The organism is Halorubellus salinus (assembly GCF_020567525.1).
GTDB classification, from domain to species: domain Archaea; phylum Halobacteriota; class Halobacteria; order Halobacteriales; family Natrialbaceae; genus Halorubellus; species Halorubellus salinus.
The window spans coordinates 334897-356786 of record NZ_JAJCVI010000005.1 but is presented as its reverse complement, the minus strand read 5'-3'; the positions used below and the strand labels follow the sequence as shown (position 1 = coordinate 356786).

At 69.0% G+C, this 21890-nt stretch carries 16 protein-coding genes and 1 tRNA gene; 4 read left to right on the top strand and 13 right to left on the bottom strand.

Features of this window, described 5'->3' with window-relative positions; translation table 11 throughout:
- Positions 1-2: 2 nt before the first annotated feature.
- Together LI336_RS15955 and LI336_RS15950 are read right to left on the bottom strand one after the other, a co-directional pair.
- Positions 3-584 (bottom strand): IMP cyclohydrolase, encoded by a 582-nt coding sequence (locus tag LI336_RS15955; RefSeq protein WP_227134144.1) that lies wholly within the window; start codon positions 582-584, stop codon positions 3-5.
- 188 nt (positions 585-772) lie between these two features.
- Positions 773-2893, bottom strand: a complete 2121-nt coding sequence (locus LI336_RS15950) for a 5'-nucleotidase C-terminal domain-containing protein (RefSeq protein WP_227134143.1) — start codon at positions 2891-2893, stop codon at positions 773-775.
- 426 nt (positions 2894-3319) lie between these two features.
- Here LI336_RS15950 and LI336_RS15945 point away from each other — a divergent pair.
- Positions 3320-3392, top strand: a tRNA-Gln gene (locus LI336_RS15945).
- Positions 3393-3474: 82 nt separating this feature from the next.
- On the opposite strand, the gene LI336_RS15940 is transcribed toward LI336_RS15945, so the two are convergent.
- From LI336_RS15940 to LI336_RS15920, 5 genes are all read right to left on the bottom strand, one after another.
- The gene (locus LI336_RS15940) at positions 3475-3627 is read right to left on the bottom strand and encodes a hypothetical protein (RefSeq protein ID WP_227134142.1); all 153 of its coding nucleotides are present in this window, start codon (positions 3625-3627) and stop codon (positions 3475-3477) included.
- 62 nt (positions 3628-3689) lie between these two features.
- On the bottom strand, positions 3690-5108 hold the full coding sequence (locus tag LI336_RS15935) for an oxidoreductase (protein ID WP_227134141.1): 1419 nt from the start codon (positions 5106-5108) through the stop codon (positions 3690-3692).
- A 73-nt stretch (positions 5109-5181) separates the two neighbouring features.
- Positions 5182-5745 (bottom strand): KEOPS complex subunit Cgi121, encoded by a 564-nt coding sequence (gene cgi121, locus LI336_RS15930; RefSeq protein WP_227134140.1) that lies wholly within the window; start codon positions 5743-5745, stop codon positions 5182-5184.
- Positions 5745-8030 (bottom strand): ATP-dependent DNA helicase, encoded by a 2286-nt coding sequence (locus tag LI336_RS15925; protein WP_227134267.1) that lies wholly within the window; start codon positions 8028-8030, stop codon positions 5745-5747. Before LI336_RS15925 ends, cgi121 begins: the two co-directional genes overlap by 1 nt.
- 68 nt (positions 8031-8098) lie before the next feature.
- Positions 8099-8563: a hypothetical protein gene (locus tag LI336_RS15920; RefSeq protein WP_227134139.1), complete on the bottom strand. Its 465-nt coding sequence runs from the start codon at positions 8561-8563 to the stop codon at positions 8099-8101.
- A 119-nt stretch (positions 8564-8682) separates the two neighbouring features.
- Between LI336_RS15920 and htpX the strand changes: the two genes are divergently transcribed.
- Positions 8683-9561: a zinc metalloprotease HtpX gene (gene htpX / locus LI336_RS15915; RefSeq protein WP_227134138.1), complete on the top strand. Its 879-nt coding sequence runs from the start codon at positions 8683-8685 to the stop codon at positions 9559-9561.
- A gap of 69 nt (positions 9562-9630) precedes the next feature.
- Here htpX and LI336_RS15910 read toward each other — a convergent pair whose 3' ends face one another.
- The 3 genes from LI336_RS15910 to LI336_RS15900 all read right to left on the bottom strand — a co-directional run bounded on the left by LI336_RS15910 (position 9631) and on the right by LI336_RS15900 (position 12900).
- Positions 9631-11196 (bottom strand): aryl-sulfate sulfotransferase, encoded by a 1566-nt coding sequence (locus LI336_RS15910; RefSeq protein WP_227134137.1) that lies wholly within the window; start codon positions 11194-11196, stop codon positions 9631-9633.
- A gap of 105 nt (positions 11197-11301) precedes the next feature.
- A complete protein-coding gene (locus tag LI336_RS15905; protein ID WP_227134136.1) occupies positions 11302-12024 on the bottom strand; it encodes a type 1 glutamine amidotransferase in 723 nt (240 codons plus the stop codon).
- A gap of 108 nt (positions 12025-12132) precedes the next feature.
- Positions 12133-12900 (bottom strand): alpha/beta fold hydrolase, encoded by a 768-nt coding sequence (locus LI336_RS15900; protein WP_227134135.1) that lies wholly within the window; start codon positions 12898-12900, stop codon positions 12133-12135.
- A gap of 116 nt (positions 12901-13016) precedes the next feature.
- On the opposite strand from LI336_RS15900, the gene LI336_RS15895 reads away from it, so the two are divergent.
- Both LI336_RS15895 and LI336_RS15890 read left to right on the top strand, forming a co-directional pair.
- On the top strand, positions 13017-13544 hold the full coding sequence (locus tag LI336_RS15895) for a hypothetical protein (RefSeq protein WP_227134134.1): 528 nt from the start codon (positions 13017-13019) through the stop codon (positions 13542-13544).
- Between the two features lie 67 nt (positions 13545-13611).
- Positions 13612-14775 carry an HD domain-containing protein gene (locus LI336_RS15890; RefSeq protein ID WP_227134133.1) on the top strand — a complete coding sequence of 388 codons (1164 nt, stop codon included), beginning with the start codon at positions 13612-13614 and terminating at the stop codon, positions 14773-14775.
- A 303-nt stretch (positions 14776-15078) separates the two neighbouring features.
- Here LI336_RS15890 and alaS read toward each other — a convergent pair whose 3' ends face one another.
- The 3 genes from alaS to LI336_RS15875 all read right to left on the bottom strand — a co-directional run bounded on the left by alaS (position 15079) and on the right by LI336_RS15875 (position 21771).
- Positions 15079-17868 carry an alanine--tRNA ligase gene (gene alaS, locus LI336_RS15885; RefSeq protein ID WP_227134132.1) on the bottom strand — a complete coding sequence of 930 codons (2790 nt, stop codon included), beginning with the start codon at positions 17866-17868 and terminating at the stop codon, positions 15079-15081.
- Between the two features lie 95 nt (positions 17869-17963).
- Positions 17964-18545 carry a HalX domain-containing protein gene (locus LI336_RS15880; protein ID WP_227134131.1) on the bottom strand — a complete coding sequence of 194 codons (582 nt, stop codon included), beginning with the start codon at positions 18543-18545 and terminating at the stop codon, positions 17964-17966.
- Positions 18546-18720: 175 nt separating this feature from the next.
- Positions 18721-21771, bottom strand: coding sequence for a replication factor C small subunit (locus LI336_RS15875; RefSeq protein ID WP_368408390.1), 3051 nt, complete (start codon positions 21769-21771; stop codon positions 18721-18723).
- Between the last annotated feature and the right edge of the window lie 119 nt (positions 21772-21890).

Here is a 21890-nt window from a genome sequence, read left to right as displayed (position 1 = left end):
AATTACCCGTTGTGAATCGCGGTCTCGAATCCGTCGCCGTCGCGGGCGACGCCCGCGGCACAGACCGCGTGCTCGAACGCGTGCTCGTAGACCTCGACGGCCGCACCCGCGGCGTCCGTCGCGTCGAGCGCGAACGGCTCGGGTGCGTCCGTCTCGTAGGTCGCGACGATGGTCGGTTCGTCGACCTCGCGGACGAGCAGCGCGTCGCGGTGGACGATACCGACGTACGCGTCGCCGTCGTCGTCGAGGACGCCCGCGACGCGGGGCGTGTCGTAGTCGTCCTTCTCGAAGTCGAGCGCGAGCAGGACGCTCGCGAGGGCGTCCCGCGCCGGATACCCGAGGTCGAGCTTCTCCACGACCGGGTCGACGTGCGAGCCGTTCCCCAGGACCGCCTGCGCGCCGTCGGTCGTCTCCCGCACGCAGTTGTACTCCACGTACGGATTGTCCGTCTCGGGGGCGTCCGGCGTCGGCCCGACCGTCAGCGCGTCCTCGCGCTCGCGGATCTCCCGGTTCGGGAACGACCGCGAGCTCACTCGATACGCTGCCACGTCCGGCCCGACGACCACGAATCGTCCGACGTACATACACGACCGTGCGCAACTCGGCACCTAATAGGCGTCGATGTATGCACGAACGGTGGTCCCCGCGGCGTGCTCGGTCAGCGTCGACCGGTCGCGCGCGACCCAGCACGCCGCGGGCAGGTCACACGCCGCGAGCAGGTCACACGGTCCGGTCAGGTCAGCGAAGAATCGAGGGTGTCCGCGTCGCCCCGTCAGTGGAGGGCGACGGCGCGACCGGCGCCCGCGACGAGGGCGTCGTTCTCGTCATCGTCGTCCTCGTCGTCATCCTTCTTGGCCGAGGGACCGGCGTGTGCCGGCGGCCCGGCGTGTTCGGGCGGGCCAGCGTGCGACGGCGGGCCGCGCTCGCCCTCGGAGGCGTTCCCCGGGCCGCCCGCCTGGTGACCGGGCGGGACGTCGAGGTCGACGTTCAGGATCGCCGCGCGGAAGTAGTTGTCAGCGCCGTACAGGCTGCCGTCGTAGTGCGCGTACAGGTCGAGGTCGTCGCTCGACGCGACCAGGGTCCCGAAGGCGTCGCGGTCGAACGTCGCGACGAGCACGCCGTCGCGAACCGTCGCGCTCGTCGCCGACACCGACCCCGTCGTCGCGTTCTGCACGTCGACCGTCGACCCGTTCACCGACGACACGCCCGCCGGCACGTCGACGCGAACCGTCAGCTCGTCCGACCGCCCCGGCGGAACCGGGACCGTCGCGTCACCGACGTGCAGGTCGACGCGGCGGATGCGGTTCGTGTCAGCCGGCGACACCGGCGTCGTCTCGTTGACGTACTCCGCGACCACGGACCCGTACAGCGACTGGTCGACGCCCGTCGTCGGCAGGTCGCCGAACGACCAGCCGTAGCGCTCCTCGAAGCTCCACCCGGCCATGTACGAGTTGATCGTCACGTTGTACGTCGCGTCCTCGCGGAGCGCCTCGCCGTTCACGCGCACGTCCTGGACGGGCTGGGTCGCGTTCTCGTCCGGGACGAACTCGTAGGCGACGCCGCTCACCTGGAGCTTCGCCTCCGCGCCGTAGTTCGACGTCCGCGGCACGACCTGGCTCGCCAGGAGCTCGCGGAGCTGCTCGCCCGTCATCTCCTTCGTCACCAGGTAGTTCCCGAACGGCAGCGACGTGTACACGTCGCCGTACGTCACCGTCCCGGGCTCCATCACGAAGTTCCCGCGGATGCCGCCCGCGTTCGTCACCGCGACCGCGGCCCCGGTCTCCGCGCGGAACGCGTCCGTCACGAGGTTCCCCCACGCGGTCTCGTCGTGGTAGTTCGACGCGAACGTCGAATCCAGCGCGACCGTCGTCCGGCCGGCGACCCGCTCGAGTTGCTCGCCGCGCGCGTCCTCGACAATGGCCTTCGCCGTCTCGTTCACCGGCGAGTTCTCGTCGACCGCGACGAGGCGCCCGCTCGCCAGCGACACGCCGTCGTCGCTCACGGTCAGGTTCACCTCGCCGACGTACGCGCCGCGGGCCTCGGCCTCGACGATGGTCGTCCCGCTCGTCGTCCGCGGCGCGTACGCGACCTCGTCGTCGCCGGTCACGATGACGTCGATGGCGTCGCTCGCACGCGCGAGCTCCTTCGACTCGGGCACGCCGATGTGGGCCGCGGCGACGACCACGTCGACGTCCTTCTCGGTCTTCAGCGTCATCGCGATGCGGTCGCCGACGCGCGCGAAGTCCGCGACGCGATACCCGCGCTCGTCGAAGTCGACCGCCGTCTTCGACTTGATCGCGTCGTCGACGAGGCCGACGACGCCGACGCGCACGCCGTCGCGCTCCACGATCGTGTAGTTCTTCGTCCCGGGAATCGAGCTGCCGTCCTCGTGGACGACGTTCGCCGCGAGCCACGGGAACGCCGACTCGTCGCTGTAGTTCTCGACCGCGTCGAACCCGTAGTCGAGGTCGTGGTTCCCGACGACCTCCGCGTCCGGCTCCAGGACGTTCAGCACGTCCACCGGGACGCGCCACTGGCTGATCGGCGACAGCGAACTCGGACTCACCTCGTCGCCGCCACCGACCACGACGGTCGGGTTGTCGTGCGCCGCCCGTCGCTCGTTCACGACGCCGACGAGCCGACCCATCCGGCCGGGGTCCGACGCCGCCGTCTGGACGTCGTTGTACGCGAGCACCGTCAGCGTCGTCGCGTTCGTCTCGTTCCCGTCGGGCGCGACGGTCGCCGAGTCCGCCGCGGCGACCGCGTCGCCGGCACCGGGTGCGTCACTCGTCGTGGCTCCGCCCGCCGCAGCCGCCGCTGCCGGCGACGCGGTGACCACGAGAAGCAGTACTGTCAGCGTTCCAGCCACGCGCAGTGCGTTGTCGGATACCACAGCATCTGGCCGTTCAAATCCCTGCCCCAAAAATCGTTATATCATCAGTAACTACCGATACGAATTACTAATGATGTCAACACAGTCTCGGGAGTTCAAGCGACCACGAACCGGGGACTCGCGGAGGTTTCGTCGTCACCCCATGAAGCGTACTGCATTGCCCGCGGGCATCCGGTACGCTCGACGACCCGTTCACTCTCGATGGCGTCGACATCGAGCGAGCCTGAACGACCGAGATGCGGGCGTCGTTCATGCGGACACCGATCGATAGCATCGGAGTCTGGCGTGGTTGGGACGCTCGCGGAGGACGCGCCGGTGACCCGGTACCGGATGGCGTACCTCGTTCGATTCGCAACACTCAAATATCCAAGGCCGGTACTATCTGCTGGATTCCGGCGAGCCGACACCCGGGAGACGTGTCAGATAAGTTCCATGGGGTAGCGGCCAATCCTGTTGCCTTCTGGGGGCAACGACCCAGGTTCGAATCCTGGTGGAACTACTTCTCCGATTTCGCCATCGACCGTTACGCCTTCGTGTGATTCTCCAGTGGAAACGAAGGGGTCTGCGCGTGGTCGGCGCGGTCAGTCCTGGGCGTGTTCCATGAGGCAGGCGACCGAGCAGTAGTAGTGGCGTATCTGCTGGGTCTCGCCCTTGTACTCCATCGGTTTGACGACCTCGATGTGGGTGTCTTCTTTCTCGTCGACGTCGGCCATGCAGACGTTACATTGCGGCATATGTGTGTCACGCCACCCCCTGTTGGACGGTGACAAGTACCTTGGAATTTTGGGGTGGAGGGTTATTGGTCTGTCGGCCCGTCGGCGTCTCGCTTGCCGGTTTCGGGTGGTTTCGGGCTTTCGTCGTCAGGGTCGTACGCGCCGCGTTGCTCAAGGCGGCCGCGTTCGCGGAGGACGCTCGGCGTTCGACAGATGCCGGGTGCGCCGGTGGCCTGGGGGACGGTGCAGTTGTTGCAGGACTCGCAGACGACGCGGGTCGCCGGGGTGACGTGGTCGCGGCCGTGGTCGTCGAGGAGGCGTGCGCCGAGGCGGGGTTCGGCGTAGAACGGGCGTGCGAGGCCGACGGCGTCGGCGGCCGGCGCGCGGTCGCCGCGGGCGGAGGCTGCGTCGTCGACGGCCGCCCCGAGCAGGCGGTCCATCTCAGCGCGTTCGCGGACGCCGCCTTCGCAGAGGACGGGGACGTCCACGCGGTCGCGGACGCGCCGGCAGAACGCGGCGTTCCAGGGCGCGTCGAAGTCCATGCGGCGAGCCTGCAGGCGGTTGAGTGCGCGGACCCCCAGGGCACGCCACCGGCTCCCGAACGCCTCGGCGTACGCGTCCTGGAGCGACTCGTCGGTCCACGCGCGCTTCGGGTACGCGCCACGGACGATGCTCATGTCCCAGAAGACGTTCGTCTGGACGGGGACGACGGCGTCGTAGCCGTACTCCGCGAGGCGGACGGCGAGGTCGACGCCGTCCTCGAGGTCGAGGTGCCGGCGGACGATCCTCGGGGCGGGCGTCTCCGCGGGCACCTTCGTCACGACGGGGACCGACCCGGCGCGGTCGCGTATCTCGTCGAGCACCCGCTCGAAGAACGCGGAGCGGTCGCCGTAGCGGTCGTCCCGGCGGTTGTAGAACGGCGTCGCGAACTGGTGGAGCAGGCCCATGTTCGCGCCGGCGAGGTGGATGCCGTCGTAGCCCGCGCCCACACAGCGCCGGGCGGCCCGCCCGAAGTCCGCGGCGAGCTCGTCGACCTCCGCGGTCGTCATCACGTGCGGGTCGTAGTCGAGGAACCCGACGCGGTCGAGCGCGCGCAACTGCCAAGGCGGCCGCGAGACCGCGAGCTGGGTCTGGTCGGGGTGGTCGCGGCGGTAGCCGGCGTGCCAGGTCTCCATCGACCGGAGGCCGCCGTGCTCCAGTTGCACGAAGATCTTCCCGCCGTGGTCGTGGATGGCGTCGGTGAGCCGCGAGAGCCGGGAGACGAAGTCGTCGTCGTGGACGCGGGTCATCCCGGGCGCGGCACACCCGCCGGATTCGCGGACGATGGTCGCACCCTGGAAGACGAGGCCGACGCCGCTCGCGGCGGCCGGTTCCAGGTCCGCGACGAGCGTGTCGACGGCGTCCGGGCCGTTCCCGGCGCACTCGAGCAGCGGCGCGCGATACAGGCGGTTCGGGACCGTCACCGACCCGATGTCCAGGGAGTCCTCGAGGTGCGCGCCCATACGGGTTCGTTCGGGCGCGAGGGATTGAGCGTTACGCCGGTTCGCACGGACGACCAGTGGGTCGGCCGCGCGGTCAGTGGTCGATGGAGAGCAGGACGACGCGTTCGCGCACCAGGGCCGCGAGCGTGGCGTCGGTCGCCGCCAGTTCGGCGTCGCCGACGTCGAAGAACTCGCGGACGCGACCGGGGTCGGTCGCCGCGAACCCGACGCCGTCGGTCGCGTCGTCGTCCCCGTTCCCGGCGTTGCGGTCGACGACGACGTCGAGCAGGTCGGTCACCGCGCTCGCGCAGTAGCGTTCGGCGTCGCTCTCGGTCGTCGGGTCCTCGGGGAAGTCGCTCGCGACGACGACCGCGACGTCGTGCACGCCCTCGTCGACGCCCATCTCGAGCGCGCGGTCGATCTGGCGGCGGCCGGCGGCGTACAGGAGCGTCTCGACCGCCGGGTCGCGCGCGATGGCGTCCCCGCGTCGGTGCGCGCGGGCGGCGTACCGGAGTGCGGTCGCGAGGTGCTCGCGGTCGGCGACGTACCGCGCGTCGAACGCCTGGACCACGCAGTCGTGCGCGTCGCCGACGTCGCCGAGCGCCGCGACGAACGCGTCGAGGTCGTCGACTGCCGCAGTCCCTTCGAGTACCCGCATCAGAAGTCACCCAGGCTCGCCTGTTGGTCGTCGTCACCGTCGTCCCCGTCGCCGCTCGCGCTCCCACCGCTCCCGCCACTGCTGGCCGCGGCGGCAGCGACCTCCTCGGGCGCGTCGTCGACGCTGACGTCTGCCATCGACGCGTCCTGCCGGCCCGCGTTCTCCAGGATCGTCTCGGCGGTCTTCTCCTTCCCGCCGAGCGCAGCGAGCACCGTCGCCTTCGGCGCCTCCCGCAGGTCCGCGCGCGTCTCGATACCGGCGTCGAACAGCCGGCGAGCGCGCTTCCGACCGACCTCGCGGACGCCCACGAGGTCCAGTAGTTCCTCCTTGACGCCGTCCTGCACGCGCTTCCTGGCCTCGCGGACGCCGACGACGACGTCCCCGCCGAGGTCCAGTTCGGTCGCGAGCGACTCCGCCGCACCCAAGAGCCACTCCGCGGTCTCGGTCTTCCCGCGGACGTCCCCCGGGCCGACGCCGTACCGCGTCGTGATGGTGTCCTCGTCGAGCTCGCTCGCCCAGTCCTCCATGAGGCGCGCGGTCTTCAACGCACTCAGCCAGTCCTCGAAGCGCGCGTCCTCGAACTCGCTGGGCGCCGCGCCGAGGAACTCCTGCTCGCGCTCGTAGAACTCCTCCGTGTACTGCTCGCGGTCCCCCGACTTCAGGTAGAGCTGGTACATGTCCGGGGTGCGAGAGACCAGCTGGTAGAGGCCGAGCGCGGACGGCTTCCCGTCGGCAGCCTTCAGGCCGTCGACGATTGCCGCGGCACTCATCGGGTCGAGGTAGAGCCGACTGACCGTGTGCCCGAGCCCGGTCGCCGCGAGCTCGTCGCCGTCCCGGGTCACGAAGTCGTTCTGCTCTAAGTACCGGATGACGTCGTCGAGCAGCGACTCGAGGCGCTGGGGGTCCTCCTCCTGGACCGCGTACAGGGTCTCCCGGAGGAACTCGACGAGCGCGGTCCGCGAGCGCGCGAACCCGCTCGCGACCGTCGACAGCACGTGCATCCGAAGCGCCGGTTCGGCGACGAGCTTCGAGCGCAACTTCTCGGGGTCGGCGCGGACGTAGTCCTCGAACAGGACGTCGAGGTCCTCGTGGCTCTTCGCGAGCAGCACCGCCTCGCCGTAGGGGTCCAGGCCGGGGCGTCCCGCGCGCCCCATCATCTGGTGGACCTCCAGCACGGGCAAGGGCTCCATCCCGCTGCCCGTGTAGCGCTGCCAGTCGCGGACGACGACGCGGCGCGCCGGCGTGTTCACGCCCGCCGCGAGCGTCGGCGTCGCGCTCACGGCCTTCAGCGTGCGGTCGCGGAACGCGTCCTCGACGATGCTCCGGTGCTCGCTCGCCAATCCAGCGTGGTGGAACGCGGCCCCGTTCGCGACCGCGTCCGCGAGGTCGTCGCTCGTCTCCGTGTCGCTCACGTCCCGTATCTCCGCCGCCAGTTCCTCGCAGCGCGCCGCCTCGTCGTCCGTGAGGAACGGCCTGACGGTCTCGCCGAGCCTGCGCGCGGCGGCCTCGGCGTTCCGCCGCGAGTTCACGAACACGAGCGACGACCCACCGTCCTCGAGGGCGTCCCGGACGAGCGCCGCCTCGGGTTTCTCGCCGCTCCTCGGGCGGACCTCGACCTGCGAGTCGTCCTCGAAGTGCAGCGCCGACCCGTAGTGCACGCCCTTCTTCAACTCGATGGGGCGCCAGTCCGAGTCGACGAGTTCGGCGTCCAGCCACTCCGCGACGACCTCGGCGTTCCCGACCGTCGCCGACAGCGCGACGACCTGGAGGTCGCTCGTCAACTGCCGGAGCTTCGCGAGCGTCACCTCCAGCGTCGGCCCGCGCTCGCGGTCGTCGACCAGGTGCACCTCGTCCGCGACCACGCAGGAGACGTTCCCGAGCCACGACGCGTTGTTCCGCACGAGCGAGTCCACCTTCTCGCTCGTCGCCACCACGACGTCCTTCTCCGCGAGCCACTCGCTCGTCCCCTCGTAGTTCCCCGTCGACACCCCGACGTCGACGCCGAAGGCCTCGAACGCACGGAACTCCTCGGCCTTCTCGCTCGCGAGCGCCCGCAGCGGCACGATGTACAGCGCCGTCCCGCCCTCGGCGACTTTGGATAGCATCGCGAGCTGCGCGACGAGCGTCTTCCCGCTCGCCGTCGGCACGCTCGCCACCACGTTCTCGCCGCGCGTGACGCCCGCCTCCACCGCCGCGGCCTGAGGCGGGTACAGCTCCTCGATGCCGTCGTCGTGCAGTTGCTCGCGGAAGGCATCGGGAACGTTCTCCACGTCGGCGACCTTCATCACACTCCGGTTGGCGCCTCCCCCGGTTTAAATTGTCGTCACGTGCTCGCGGGAGTCTGCGAGTCCGCTCAGAGCCCGCCGAACAGCCGTGCGCTCGCGAGCGCACCCACCACGCCACCGGCGAGCGGGCCGTACACGACGGGCGTGACGACCGCGACGACGAGCGCCACGACGACGCCGACGAGGTACATGTCGAACCACGGCGGGTCGCTCGCGCCCGAGTACGTCACCTCGGGTGCGGCCGTGGGCGCGAACCCGGGCCCGATGTCGCTGGCGACCTCGCCGGTCGTCACCTGCTGGAGTCGGTAGACGCGATACGTGAGGAACGCGGTGAAGCCCGCGAGGAAGAGCCCGAGCATCGTCCCGAGGAGGACGCCCGCGTAGAACGTCCCCGCGAGGTCGCTCGCCAGCACCACGAGTTCGGTGAGCGCGGGCGGTGCCGCGACGACCGTGATGCCGCTGACGGCGCCGACGACGACCGCGGTGACGAGCGTGATGCCCGACTCGAGGAGTCCAGCCTCGCGGGTGGACATTCGTTACGTCAACGCACGAGCACGACGTAAACCTTGTTGCTTCGCCACCCGGCGCGCATCGATCCGTGCCCAAGCGAGCCATACCCGGATTTATCCCCGTTCGACGCCTACGTGAACGCATGCAGTGGAAGACGGACTGGGGACTCCGGACGCGCATGGGCATCACCATGTTCCTCCTGTTCGCAGTCTACCTCGTGTTCGCCGCCGGTCTCACCGTCGCACTCGGCACCCGCTGGTGGATCATCGCCATCGGCCTGGGCGCGTTCATGATCGCACAGTACTACTTCAGCGACCGCATCGCGCTCTACGGGATGGGCGCAAAGAAGGTCTCCCGCGAGGAGTACCCGGAACTCCACGCGGCCGTGCAGCGCCTCAGCCAGCAAGCCGACCTCCCGATGCCGACCGTCGCGGTCGCGGACACGCAGGTCCCGAACGCGTTCGCGACCGGCCGGAACCGGAAGAACGCGACCGTCTGCGTCACGCGCGGCCTCATGGACACCCTCGACCAGGACGAGCTCGACGGCGTCATCGCGCACGAACTCGCGCACATCAAGAACCGCGACGTCCTCGTCATCACCGTCGCCTCCTTCCTCTCCAGCCTCGCGTTCCTCATCGTCCGCTGGGGCGCGTTCTTCGGCGGCGGCCGGAACCGGAACGGAGGCGGTGGCGTCGTCGTCGCCATCCTCGTCTCCCTCGTCGTCTGGATCGTGAGCTTCCTCCTCATCAGGTTGCTCTCGCGGTACCGCGAGTACGCCGCCGACCGCGGCGGCGCCGCCATCACGGGGAAACCGAGCGCGCTCGCGTCCGCACTCATGAAGATCAGCGGTCGCATGGACAAGATTCCGACCGAGGACGCCCGCGAACAATCGGAGATGAACGCGTTCTTCATCATCCCCATCAAGAAGGGGTTCGTCGGGAGCCTCTTCCGCACGCACCCCAGTACGGAGAACCGCATCGAGCGCCTCCGCGCGCTCGAACGCGACCTCGAATCGCGCTAACGACGCCAGCGACCACGTCACGGCGTCGCGCGAGCGCGAGCGCGAACGCGACGCCGTCGACCCGTCTCCTCACGCGACCGCGTCACGGAGTCGTCCGAGCGCGAACGCGACGCCGTCGACCGCGGCGACGACACCGACGACGACGACGCCACCGATGAGCACGAGCTCGCCCGGCCCAACCCAGAACGGGAGGTAGAGGTACGCGTACCCGGCGAGTCGCTCCACGACGCCACCACCGCCACCGCCGTCACCTGCGGCGCTTTCGCCGGTATCACTTCCGTCGCCCGAACCGCCGCCGGTCGCCTCCGGCGGGGCGGTCTCGGACGGCGCCGCGGTCGCTTCGGGGGTCGCCGTCCCCGTCGACGACGCCCCGGACGCCGTCGCCGCGTCGCTCGCGGAATCGCCGAGCGTCGGCATCCCGTCCGGTTCCTCGGGGAGCTGCACGCGGTCGGCCTCGTAGGGGATGCCGCGCTTCCCGTTCCACGCGACCTGGTACCGCCAGACGACCTCGCCGTCGGGCGTCACCTCCTCGACCTCGTACCGGAGCGAGTTCGTCACGAGCGTGTTCCCGTTCGGGAGGCGGTCCGCGTCCCGCGGCCACAGCAGGCCGTCGTCGTACGACCACACGACCTCCTGGGTCGACGCGTTCACCTCCACGATGCGGTCTGCCTCCGAGTCCGCGACGAGCACGTGCTCGCCGGACACCCACATCGGGTTGTGCTGGTCGTCGAGGATGGGCTCGCGGCCCTCGACGTCCGTCCCGCTCTCGCGGACCTCGCCGACGACGCGCTCTATCTCCTTCGTCGACCGGTCCACCTCCAGGACGACGTCGAAGTTCCGTATCGAGAGCGAGAAGTCGCCGTCAGCGAGCTGGTCGATGTCGTTCATGTGCGTCCAGTCGCTCTCCGGTCGTGGCTCCGACGGGCCGCCGTACGTCTCCCAGAAGTCGCTCCCCGGCCCGATGTGCTCGCGCGCCGACCAGTTCCACACGACGTCCTTGCGCTCGTTCACGACGAACGCGCGGTCGTTCCCCATGTCGATTATCGCGGTCTCGCCGTTCGGCAGGCGGTCGGCGTCGTGGACCTCGTGATGCCCGATGAACGCGTCGTACCAGCGGTACGACCACACGACGTCCTTCGTGTCGTAGTCGAGTTCGACGACGTTGTTCCGCACGCACCGGTCGGGCTTGTGTTCGAGCGTCCTGTCCGGGCATTCGCTCGCCGGGAGGTGCGTCGCGTACGACACCAGCACGGCCCCGTTCTCGAGCATCTCCGCGTCGAACACCCGCGAGTCCTCGGGCGCGAACGACCACACGACGTCGCCGTCCTCGACGACGACCGCACGCCCGTTGTTCTCGCCGAACCCGCCGTAGCTCTGCACGGTCACGAGCACGCCCGACCGGTCGCGCGCCGCCATCGACTCGCCGCCGTCGCCACTCCCGCCCGTCGTCGCCGTCCCGGCATCGGTCGGTGCCGTCGCCGTCCAGCGACCGTCGTCGCTCGTCGCCGTGGTCGTCCCGCCGGCGGTCACCGCCTGGAATCCCAGTGCGACCGCCAGCACCACCACGACCGCGACGTACACCGCGACGCGCGTCCGTAGCTCCCCGAGCGCCACGACCATCGAACCCACGTTCACACGAGCAGCGTCGTGGCACGCGACAAAGAACCTTGCAGTTCCCGCCCGGCACGCCCCGGCCGCTTCCGCTCGCATCGAGCGAGCGACAGCGAGCGTACACCTCGCTCAGTCCGCGGCGACGCCGTCGGCGGCGTGCGCGCGAACGTACGCCGTGAAGTTCTCGAACAACGCCTTCGTCTCGCACGCCGCCGCGTAGTTCTCCGCGGTGATGCCGTCGTACACCGCTTGCTTGCGGTCGTCGCTCAACTCGTCTTTCCCCTCGGTGACCGACCGCGCCATCTCGCGGTCGTACTCGGGGTGGAACTGGACGCCGAACGCGTCGCCGACGCGGAACCCGTGATTCCCGTAGTCGTTGGTCGCGATCTCCGTCGCACCCGGTGGGAGCTCCACGACCGAGTCCGAGTGCGTCGTGAACGCGGTGAACGACGACGGCAGCCCCGAGAGCAGCGGGTCCGCGTCGTCGTCGCCGTCGTCGAACGCACGCTCGACCTCGCGGTACCCGATCTCGTACTCGCCCATGTCCGCGACGGTCCCGCCGAGCGCGTCCGCGAGCAACTGGTGCCCCCAGCAGACCCCCAGCGCCGGCAAGCCCTCGTCCTCTATCGCCGCCCGCACCCACTCGCGCGTCTGGGCGATCCACGCCTCATCCTCGTACACGGACGACCGCGACCCCGTCACCACGACCGCGTCGTACTCGAAGTCGCAGGGGAGCTCGCACTCGGTCGCGTCGAACTCGACGAGGTCCGCGTCGAGTTCGCGCCGGAAGTTCCGGCGCGTTCCAGGGTCGCCGTGCGAAGCATCCACGAACGCGATACGGGGTCGTCGCATCACCAGAACGGAACGGCTGCGACGGAAAAACCCTTGCGCCACGTCGAACCCTTGCCGCTGTCACGGACGCCGGAACCGGCGGGCTGGGGGCTGACGCGTACGCGTCGACTACTCGCCGTCGAGGAACCCGAGGACCGCGTCGTTGACGGCGCGGGAGCGTTCGGCGTGCACGAAGTGGCCGGCGTCGGGGAACGACTGCCGTTCGCCGCGCGGGAGGTCGTCGGCGAGGCGTTCGCTCGCGCTCGCGTCGAGGAGCTCGTCGGCGCCGCCGTCGACGACGAGCGCCGGGTTGTCCAGCTCGTAGAGCGCGCCGGCGTCCCACTCGTCGAGTGCGGCGCGCTGGCGGTCCCAGGACTCGCGGTCGGCGTCCTCGCTGGCCCGCCAGGCCGCGATGTCGTCCAGTGCGTCGGGCTGCTGGGCGCGGAAGTCGTCGCTGAACGCGTACTCGAGGGTCTCGCGGCACGCGACCTCGTCGCTCGGCTCCGCGAACAGCGGCTCCGGGTCGTACGCGTCGCCGCTCGCAGCGCCCGAGACGAGCACGAGCTTGCGCGCTCGCCCCTTCCGGCGCGCGTACTCGAGGGCGACCATCGCGCCGAGCCCGCACCCGACGACGTGCGTCGCGCTCGCGCCGATATCGGCGAGGACCGCGTCCAGGTCGTTCGCGAACGTCCGCATCGACAGGTCTCCCCGCGGCCGCGACGACTCGCCGGTCCCGCGCGGGTTCCACACCACCGCCTCGTAGGGACCCGCGAGCGCCGCGTGCTGCCAGCCCCACAGCCACGCGCCCGTCCCGATATCCGGGACGAACGCGACCGTCTCGCCGCTCCCCGCGGACTCGTAGTACAACTCGGTCCCGTCGCGCTCGACCGTCGGCATACCGCGCACTTCGACGCCGACAGTCTTGAAACCCGGAGCGTCGGCCCCGCAAGCCCGCTGCTGTCATCCCCACAAGCGACACGAGACTTATGCCGAATCCGTCGGAATCCGGCCGCGTGAACCGTCGCGCCCTCCTCGCCAGCGCCGCGAGCGCTGGCATCGGACTCACCTCGGCCGGCTGCCTCTCGTCGCCCTCCGGCCCGCCGCCCGTCCGGAGCTACGACGACCCGGACCGATACCCCGGCCCGGGCTTGCTGCCGCAACTCCCAGAGGACGCCCGCCGCTGGGCGGCCGTCGCCGTCGGTCGCGTCGACAACGACGACGGCCCCGCGCCCGTCGCCGTCGTCGTCCGGAACGCCGCGAGCGGCGAGCGAGACGTCGCGTGCTCGCTCCGCGCCGACGACGACCCCGTCTTCGACCGGACGTGGACGCTCCCGGCGGACGCGTACGCCGTCGTCGGCCTGCACGCTCGCGCCGACTACGCGTTCGCCATCGGACACCCCGGCGACGTCGACGCGTTCGCCGTGGACCGCGACCGGTTCGACTGCAACGAGAAGACGTTCGCCGCGACCGTCGCCGCCGACGGTACCCTCACCGCGGAGCTCGTCGGGACGACCGACATGGCCTGTGGCGGGGTCCTCTGAGACCGCTCGCGGCGACCCGCCCGCCGATTCGCGGTCTTTTTGCACGCACCCCGTAATCGATAGCTCAATGCGAGCGATCAAGGACAGCGTCCACGACTACATCGAGGTCGAGGGCGTCGCCGCGGACCTGCTGGACACGGAGGCGTTCCAGCGGTTGCGGCACGTCAAGCAGCTCTCGACCGTCCGTCTCGTCTACCCGAGCGCGAACCACACGCGCTTCGAGCACTCCCTCGGCGTCTACCACCTCGCGCGGCGCGCGTGCCGGCACCTCGACATCGACGGCTCTCGTGCGGAAGCGGTCGAGGCCGCCGCGCTCCTGCACGACGTCGGCCACGGCCCGTACGGCCACCAGACCGAGGGCGTCATCGAGCGCCGGCTCGGCCGCCACCACGACGACGTCCACGACATCATCGCGACCGGCGAGGTCGGGCGCGTCCTCGAAAGCCACGGCCTCGACACCGACGCGGTCGCGGACCGCATCGACGGCCAGGGTCGCCTCGGCCAGCTCGTCTCCGGCGAACTCGACGTCGACCGCATGGACTACCTCGTCCGGGACGCCCACCACTCCGGCGTCCCCTACGGCACCATCGACCAGGGCCGCCTCCTGCGCGCCCTGCGGTACGTCGACGGCGACCTCGTCCTCGCCGAAGGCAACGTCCAGAGCGCCGAGTCGCTCCTCGTCGCTCGCGCGCTGATGAACGCGACCGTCTACCGGCACCACGTCTCCCGCATCGCTGGCACGATGCTCGAACGCGCCTGCGAACGCCTGCTCGACGAGACGAGCCTGCACGCCGAGGACTTCGCTCGCATGACCGACGACGAACTGCTCGCCGCGCTCCGCGACTGCGAGGCGACCGCCGACGCCGCCGCGCGCCTCGGCACCCGCGACCTCTACAAGCGCGCGTGCTGGCTCGAACTCGACGAGACCCCCGACCACGTCGTCGACGCCACCCACGCCGAACTCCGCGACCTCGAACGCGACGTCGCCGCCGCCGCCGACTGCGACCCCGCACTCGTCCACCTCGACGTCCCCGGCCGCCCCAGCATGCCCGAATCCTCCACGCGCGTCGTCGTCGACGGCGACGTCCGCCGCCTCCACGAGGAATCCCCGCTCGTCCAGGGCCTCCAGGCCGCCCAGGACGTCCAGTGGCGCGCGGGCGTCTACGCACCCGAACCCCGCCTCGACGCCGTCGCAGACGCCGCCACATCGACGCTCGGCCTCGACGCCTGACGGCGCCAGGCCCCACCCCATAGCCGTTCATTTAGCCAATAGGTTTTAGAAGGAGGCCATCGACTAACAACCTAGGGTGAGAGCCCTGCGCGTAATCGGATCAGTCGTTGCCTCCTGACCGACACTCGGCACGCACCGAGTGACCGACTGGGATACGCCACTATCATTCCTCATCGCGCCCCCCTTTCGGGGGGTGCGACCTTCCAGCGCTCGACAGCGACCGCTCTCCGCGATACCGACCATCGTCGTACCCCAGGCCGAGACGACTGACTCACTGACAGAACCGAACGACGCGAACCGCGTTCAGGCGTTCTTGACGGCACGCAGGACGTCCGCGGCGTCGTCGAGCGCGTCGTCGAGCGCGTCGACGTCGGGCCCACCACCTTGCGCGAAGTCCGGCGGGCCGCCACCGCCGCCACCGACCTTGCTCGCGAGCTCGCCGACGACCTCGCCAGCGTTCACGCCCGCGTCCTCGGGCACCGCGACCACGAACTGCGCGCTCCCGCCAGCACCGGAGCCGAACACGGCTATCTTCCCCTCCTCGACGAGCGCGTTCGCCGTCGCACGCAACTCGTCGGTGTCCGCGTCCAGGCGCTGGACGACCGCCGGCGTCCCGCCGACGTCGACCTCCTCCGCATCGCCCGCACCGCTCGCGCGGACCTCGGCGAGTTCCTCCTTGAGGTCCTCGATCTCCTTCCCTCGGGCCTTCCACTCCTCGAAGAACCGCTCCGCGGTCTCGGGCACCTCGCCGGGGTTCACGTCCAGGACGTCCGCCGCCGCGTAGAGCGCGTCCTCGGCCTCCTGCGTGTACGAGATCGCCGCCTCGCCAGCGGCGAACGTCAACCGTCCGACGCCGTCCTGCACGCGCTCCGCGTTCCGGATCTTGATCGTCCCGATGTCACCAGTGCGAGCGACGTGCGTGCCACCACACGCCTGCACGTCGTCCGCGACGTGGATGAGGCGGATGTTCTCGCCCGGCGGGATGCCGCCCTGGTAGAGGTCGAACCCGTGCTCGGCCTCCGCGTCGTGGCGGTCCGGCCACTCCTGCGTGACCGGCGTGTTCTCCATCACGATCTCGTTCGCGACGTGCTCGATGCGCTTGACGTCCTCTCGGTCGATGCGCTCGTAGTGATGGACGTCGATACGGCTCGACTCCACGCCCTTCTGCGCCCCCGCCTGCCGGATGTGGTCGCCGAGCACCTGCCGGGCCGCGTGGATGACGACGTGCGTCGCCGTGTGATTCCGCATCAACTGCCGGCGTCGACGCGTGTCGAGCTGCCCGCGGACGATGTCGCCCTTCTCCGGGCGCTCGTCCGTGCGATGCAGGATGACGCCATCGCGGATCTGGACGTCCTCGACCTCGACCGTGTACGACCCGTCGTCGTCCGACAACGTCCCCGTGTCCGCGGGCTGCCCACCGCCCTCGGGGTAGAACATCGTCTGGTCGAGCACCACGTCGAACCCGGACTCGCGCTCGAACACGTCGAGCACCACCGCCTCGAACTCCGTGCGCTGCTGGTCGTCGTAGTACAACCGCTCCGTCTTCGGGAGGTCGTCGATGCGGTCGTCACCGTCGCTCCCCGCCTCCTCGAACGCCTCCTCGCTGTCGTGGCGCTGCGCGACCAGCGAGTAGAAGTCGTCCGGGACGTTCACGTCCGCACCCGACTCGGCCGCGATCTCCTCGACCATGTCCGGCTGGATGCCATGGGAGTCGTAGAGCTCGATGAGCTCGCTCGTCGGAATCGGCTCGGACTTCCTGGCGTACTCCTCCGCGAGCTGCTCGACCTTCCGACCGCCGCGCTCCAGGGTCTCCCGGTACTTCTCGACCTCCGTCCGCACGATGTCACGGATCGTATCGCGGTTCTCGTACTCCAGGCGCTTGGCCTGCATGTCCACGAGCTCGTCGAGCGGCGCGTCCACGCCGACGCCGTCGACGAGCCGCTTCGTCCGCCGGAGCACCATCCGCGCCAGGTAGCCCGTCGAGACGTTGCTCGGCACGATACCGTCACCGAACATGTACGCGAGCGTCCGACAGTGGTCCGCGATGGCGTAGATGTCCTCCAGGGGCTCCATGAGGGCCTCGAGCTCGCTCACGGACACGTCGAGCTTCCGCGCGATGTTGTCCCGCGCCGTCTCCATGTCCTCGGCCTCGTCGATGTCCATGTGCCCGGCGAGCTTCGCCGCGCGATGCACGAGCTCGGCCTCGTCCTCGGAGAGCTCGATGCCCGCGTTCTCCTTCAGGAACGCGATCATGTCCGGATAGACGGCCTCGTACACCGTCGGCGTCCCCTGACTCATCCACGTCCACCGCTCCAGGCCGTACCCGGTGTCGACGATGTACGTGTCCATCGGCGAGTACGTGTTCCCGTCCTTCATCTCGTACTCGCCGTCGGGGTCCTGCTCCATCGACATGAAGACGAGCGTCGCCAGCTCCGCGCCCTTGTAGATGACCTCGATCGCGGGCCCGGCGTTCCCGCCACCGACCCACGGGTCCTCGATGTACACGATTTCGTCGAGGTTCGCACCCATCGACGCGAAGAACTCGTCGCAGTACTCGACGCACTCGTCCTTCCAGTACACTTCGCCCTGGTACGCGTACTGATCGGGGTCCTCGAGGTCCTCGCGAGCGTTGAACGCGTGATGCGCCATCATCTCGAACGCCATCGTGTGTCGCCCGGTCTTCCCGACGTTGTCGATGTCCTGCATCCGGATACAGGGCTGCGAGATCGTCAGCGGGTTCGCTGGAGGCGGCGTCTGGCCGCTCGTGACGAGCGGCTGGAAGTCGTAGATCGACGCCTGCGTCAGCAGGACGTCGTCGCGCCACCGGTTCGCCGCGACCGGGTACGGCTCGATGCGCTCGTGGTCGTTGTCCTCGAAGAACGACAGGAACGCCTCCCGCATCTCCTCCAGGCTGTACGGCTCGTCGAACCCCGGGTCGTCGATGAACGCGTAATCCTCGCACGGCGGTTCGCCGCACGTCTCGCGGTCGTGGTCTCGCGTCCAGAAGTTCGCCCCACAGTCCGTGCAGGACTTGCGCACGAACCCGTTCTCCTCGAAATAATCGAGGCGATATTCGTCCTCAAGCTCACTCATTCTTGGCTCACTGTCGCCTCGCGGCGCGTAAAACAGTTCCGGGAACCCCCGACGAAAGCGGTCTCAACCCGTCGAAGCCACCGGTACCGAACGCGTCACTGCGTCGCGGATTCGAGGAGGCCGCGGAACACCTGCGAGTTCGCGACCGAATCAGCGAGCAAGTCGTCGAGCAGGTCGTCCGCACGACCACCCCGGCGTCGCGCACGCTCGCGGAGGTCGTCGTACTCCGTCGACGCCGCCAGGTCGTCGCTCGTCTTGTGCGTCTCCAGGACCGCGAGCTTCGACACCGCCGCGTAGTACGCACGCAACTCCTCGTCGTACGCGGACCGCGTCAACAACCGCTCGAGCGTCCGCTCGAACGTCTCCCGGTCGACGGGCTTGACGAGGTAATCGTCGAACCCCATCCCGACGATGTCGAAGTCCGGGTCGACCGCCGTCACGATGACGACCTGACAGTCGTACCCGGCCTCGCGAACCCGTTCGAGCACCTCGTCGCCCGAACACCCCGGGAGGCGTCGGTCGAGCACCACGACGTCGGTCGACTCGTCGACCGCAGGCACCGCATCCTCACCGTTCGTCACGGTCTCCACCGACCACTCCGCGGGCGTCCAGGACGCGTACAGCCCAGCGAGTTCGACGTTGTCCTCGACGACGAGGACCGACGTGTCATCCGTCATGGTGCTCACTGCTCAGCACAACCGTTGCTAGTACGATGGATAAAAGCCTCGGCCGAAACTCGTGGCCCGACGTAAAATCATCGCGAGAACGCCCCGAACGAACGACCAGCCGGAAATACCACCGAGCGAATGCCAGACGCACGCCAGCCGACCGGCGCTCGACGGCGGCGAATACCTACCGCGCGAGCGACGCGAGCAACGCCTCCAACTGGATGCGCTCGTTCGCCCCCTCGGTGATACGGTAGTCAGCCTCCCCGAGCCGATCCATGAGTCGAACCGTCGCCGCGTCGTCCAGATCGAACTCCCACGCCGACCGATGCAACTGGTCGATGATGTCGCCACCCGCGAGCCCGCGCTCGGTCAGGAGCTCGTCGAGCCGCGACCGCGACGCGACGAAGTCCCCGTCGATGGCGAGCCGCACCATCTCCTCGACCTCCTCCGGGCGCGCCGTCGACGTGATCGCGTACACGGTCGCCTCGTCCACGACCTCGTCCGTCACCGACGCCGCCTGCAGCGCGTTGATCGCCCGCCGCATGTCACCGTCCGCAGCGTACACGAGCGCGTCCACGCCGTCGTCGGTCACCTCCAGGCCCTCCATCTCGGCGATCTTCCGCACCTGCGCCGCCACCGCCTCGTCGCCCAGCGGGGAGAACCGGAACACCGCACACCGCGACTGGATCGGGTCGATGATCTGCGACGAGTAGTTACACGACAGGATGAACCGCGTGTTGTTCGAGAACTGCTCCATCGTCCGCCGCAACGCGGACTGCGCGTCCGACGTCAACGCGTCCGCCTCGTCCAGGAAGATGATGCGGTACTCGTACCCCCCGAACGACGACCGCGCGAAGTTCTTGATGCGGTCGCGGACGACGTCGATACCACGCTGATCGGACGCGTTCAGTTCCAGGAAGTTCTCCCGCCAATCGTCGCCGTACACTTCTTTGGCAATACTGACCGACGTGGCCGTGTTGTGCATCACCGTCGGAACGGCCCCAGCCACGTAGTTGTGCGACTGCGGAACGGTCACGTCGTACACGCGCTCGTCGGCGTCGTCGACCGACACCGAGACGACCTCGTCGAAGTACAGCGACTCGCTCGCGAGCGAGTCGAGCATCGAGAGCGATTCGAGCACCTCACCGGAGAGCATCTCGTCGGCAACCGCGCGAACCCGGTCTGCGACGGTGGCGAACCGCGGGAGCGACCCGAGGTCGTGGTCGTCGTTCTCCAGGAGGTTCTTCACGTCGGTTCCACGAAGGTCAGTGCTCTCGGCGACGCGATTGTACGACACCCCGAGGTCGTCGATGCACGACGACAGCGTCCGCTGGACGGCCGTGACATCTCCACCTGGCGACCGATCGAGTTCGGCGAGTAACCGCTGTGCTCGCTCGGCGGTCGGCGACCGTCGTCCGTCCGCGTACTCCAGGAGCCTGTCCGACCGAACGCCGGTTTCGGCCGCGACGGTCTTCCGCGTCTCGAGCGGCTCGAGTCGCTGCCGTTGCTCGACCCACGCTGCAGGGGTAGCGACGACCGCGTCGAGGCCCGCCGGAACTCGCTCCTTGACATGCTGCGCCGTCTCGACCTTCGAAACGGCTGCCGACAGAACCGACTCCACGGATTCGAGATAGCGCTCCCGCCCCGGCGAATCCGGGTTCGTGGTCGTCGGCACGTGTTCGGTCTTGTTCAGCGCGAGCACGTCGCAGAGCTCGTCGACAGCGCTCTGGCTGGGTATCGTATCGTGGTTCGGGTTCGAATCACGAGCCGTCGCCCTCGCCAGCCGTTCGGCCTTCTCGTCGATGGAAAACCCGACGCGCTCCTCGAACCGGGACAGTGCGCTCGCACCAGAGACGTATAACGTGTGATACGTCCGTTCGATACCGCTGCCGTTCGTCGCCGCCTTCTGCTCGGTCTTCCGTCGGCTCGGAATCCCCAGCGACGCGAGGAGATACGAGACGAGCGAGACCACGTCCCCGTCTTTCTGCGTCAACTCCACGATACCGTTCTTCGAAACGTATCCCTCCGCGTCGAACATCGCACGGAGGAAGGCCTCCCTGGCGTCCGACGACGCCGTCACGAGCGTCGACCCGATGCCGTCAGACGACATCACGTCGAAACACGCCTCGAGGAAGCCTGTGAGCGTCCGCGACCGGATTCGAACGAACGGGACGCCCTTCCGCTTCATCCGTTCGGTCTCGACACCGAACAGGTCCTCGGCGAGCGTCTCGAATCGCTCGATGATGGACTCGTCCGTGTTGTAGAACCGAATTCGCCCACTATCGACGCGCGCCTCGCTCACGACCCACGCCACGAACTCAGCCAGCTCCGGGGACGCGCTCCAGGGCGGGGTTATTGGTTGTGTTTCCTGCCCATTCCTCGGAACGTATTGGAGGGACTCGACGTTCGACTCGAGTTCTACGGCGTCGACGTCGAGCGACCGAAGGAAGTCGACCGAGACGACCGTCGAGTACGAGTCAAAGTCGACGTCGGACAGGCGTTTCGGGTACGAATCGATGGTTTCGACGGTCATCGAATCGCTTGTTTCGGCGGTGTCGACGGGGTCGTCTTGACGGTTGCGGACGACGCGCTTTTTCGCCCCGACAAACTGCTCTTCGGCCGGGATTTCGTGTTCGGTTGCGAAGGACTCCGTCACCATCGCGACGTACCGCTTTCCGTTGAGCGCTGTGAGCCATTCCAGCTCACCGTCACTCTCCGGAGTGGGTGCCTCGAGCGGTCGAGCCACCCTGTCGCCAGCTTCCAAGTTCTCGGCTTCCTGCCACGTCAGTCCGTCATCGTCGGCGACGAGGAGGCGGTGCTCTGGAGTCACGCGCAACTGCCCGCCATCTCGCGTCTCCACGCTCGCGAGTGCGTCGGTCGACTTGCTGAACACTTCGCTCGGTTCGACGAACGCGAAATCGCCGCCCTCGGTGAACGTCGCCACCTCGAGACCCTCTCGCGGCGACGCGAACCCGTCTACGTCACCGACGACGTCCTCCATTCGCTCCACGCCTTCGTTCGTCAGAATCGGCGTCTCTCCCGTGGCGCACTTCCCGACGCCGGCTGGCCCCGCGAACATGAGGTGGGGCAGGTCGTTCTTCCGGACGTAGCTCTCTATGCGGTCGATGATGTCCTCGTGCCCGACGACGTCGGCGAGGGACTCCGGCCGGTACTTCTCGATCCAGACCTCGGTCTTCCCGGCGGGTCGGTCCCCCCCGTCCGCGGACTCGCTCATACTCTCGGCCACGGCCCTGGCGCTGATAAAGCCCCCGAGACGACGGAACGACCGCGGTGGATGGTTCGCAGTTCTCGACCGAGTGATTGTGTATCCATGCGCGCGGTTCTCTGCGCGCG

Coding starts and splice junctions, on each gene's coding strand:
- LI336_RS15940 (WP_227134142.1), bottom strand. CDS start 3,627: ATGCCGCAATGTAACGTCTGCATGGCCGACGTCGACGAGAAAGAAGAC.
- LI336_RS15880 (WP_227134131.1), bottom strand. CDS start 18,545: ATGACGGATGACACGTCGGTCCTCGTCGTCGAGGACAACGTCGAACTC.
- alaS (WP_227134132.1), bottom strand. CDS start 17,868: ATGAGTGAGCTTGAGGACGAATATCGCCTCGATTATTTCGAGGAGAAC.
- LI336_RS15955 (WP_227134144.1), bottom strand. CDS start 584: ATGTACGTCGGACGATTCGTGGTCGTCGGGCCGGACGTGGCAGCGTAT.
- LI336_RS15875 (WP_368408390.1), bottom strand. CDS start 21,771: ATGAGCGAGTCCGCGGACGGGGGGGACCGACCCGCCGGGAAGACCGAG.
- htpX (WP_227134138.1), top strand. CDS start 8,683: ATGCAGTGGAAGACGGACTGGGGACTCCGGACGCGCATGGGCATCACC.
- cgi121 (WP_227134140.1), bottom strand. CDS start 5,745: ATGCGGGTACTCGAAGGGACTGCGGCAGTCGACGACCTCGACGCGTTC.
- LI336_RS15905 (WP_227134136.1), bottom strand. CDS start 12,024: ATGCGACGACCCCGTATCGCGTTCGTGGATGCTTCGCACGGCGACCCT.
- LI336_RS15935 (WP_227134141.1), bottom strand. CDS start 5,108: ATGGGCGCGCACCTCGAGGACTCCCTGGACATCGGGTCGGTGACGGTC.
- LI336_RS15900 (WP_227134135.1), bottom strand. CDS start 12,900: ATGCCGACGGTCGAGCGCGACGGGACCGAGTTGTACTACGAGTCCGCG.
- LI336_RS15920 (WP_227134139.1), bottom strand. CDS start 8,563: ATGTCCACCCGCGAGGCTGGACTCCTCGAGTCGGGCATCACGCTCGTC.
- LI336_RS15925 (WP_227134267.1), bottom strand. CDS start 8,030: ATGAAGGTCGCCGACGTGGAGAACGTTCCCGATGCCTTCCGCGAGCAA.
- LI336_RS15890 (WP_227134133.1), top strand. CDS start 13,612: ATGCGAGCGATCAAGGACAGCGTCCACGACTACATCGAGGTCGAGGGC.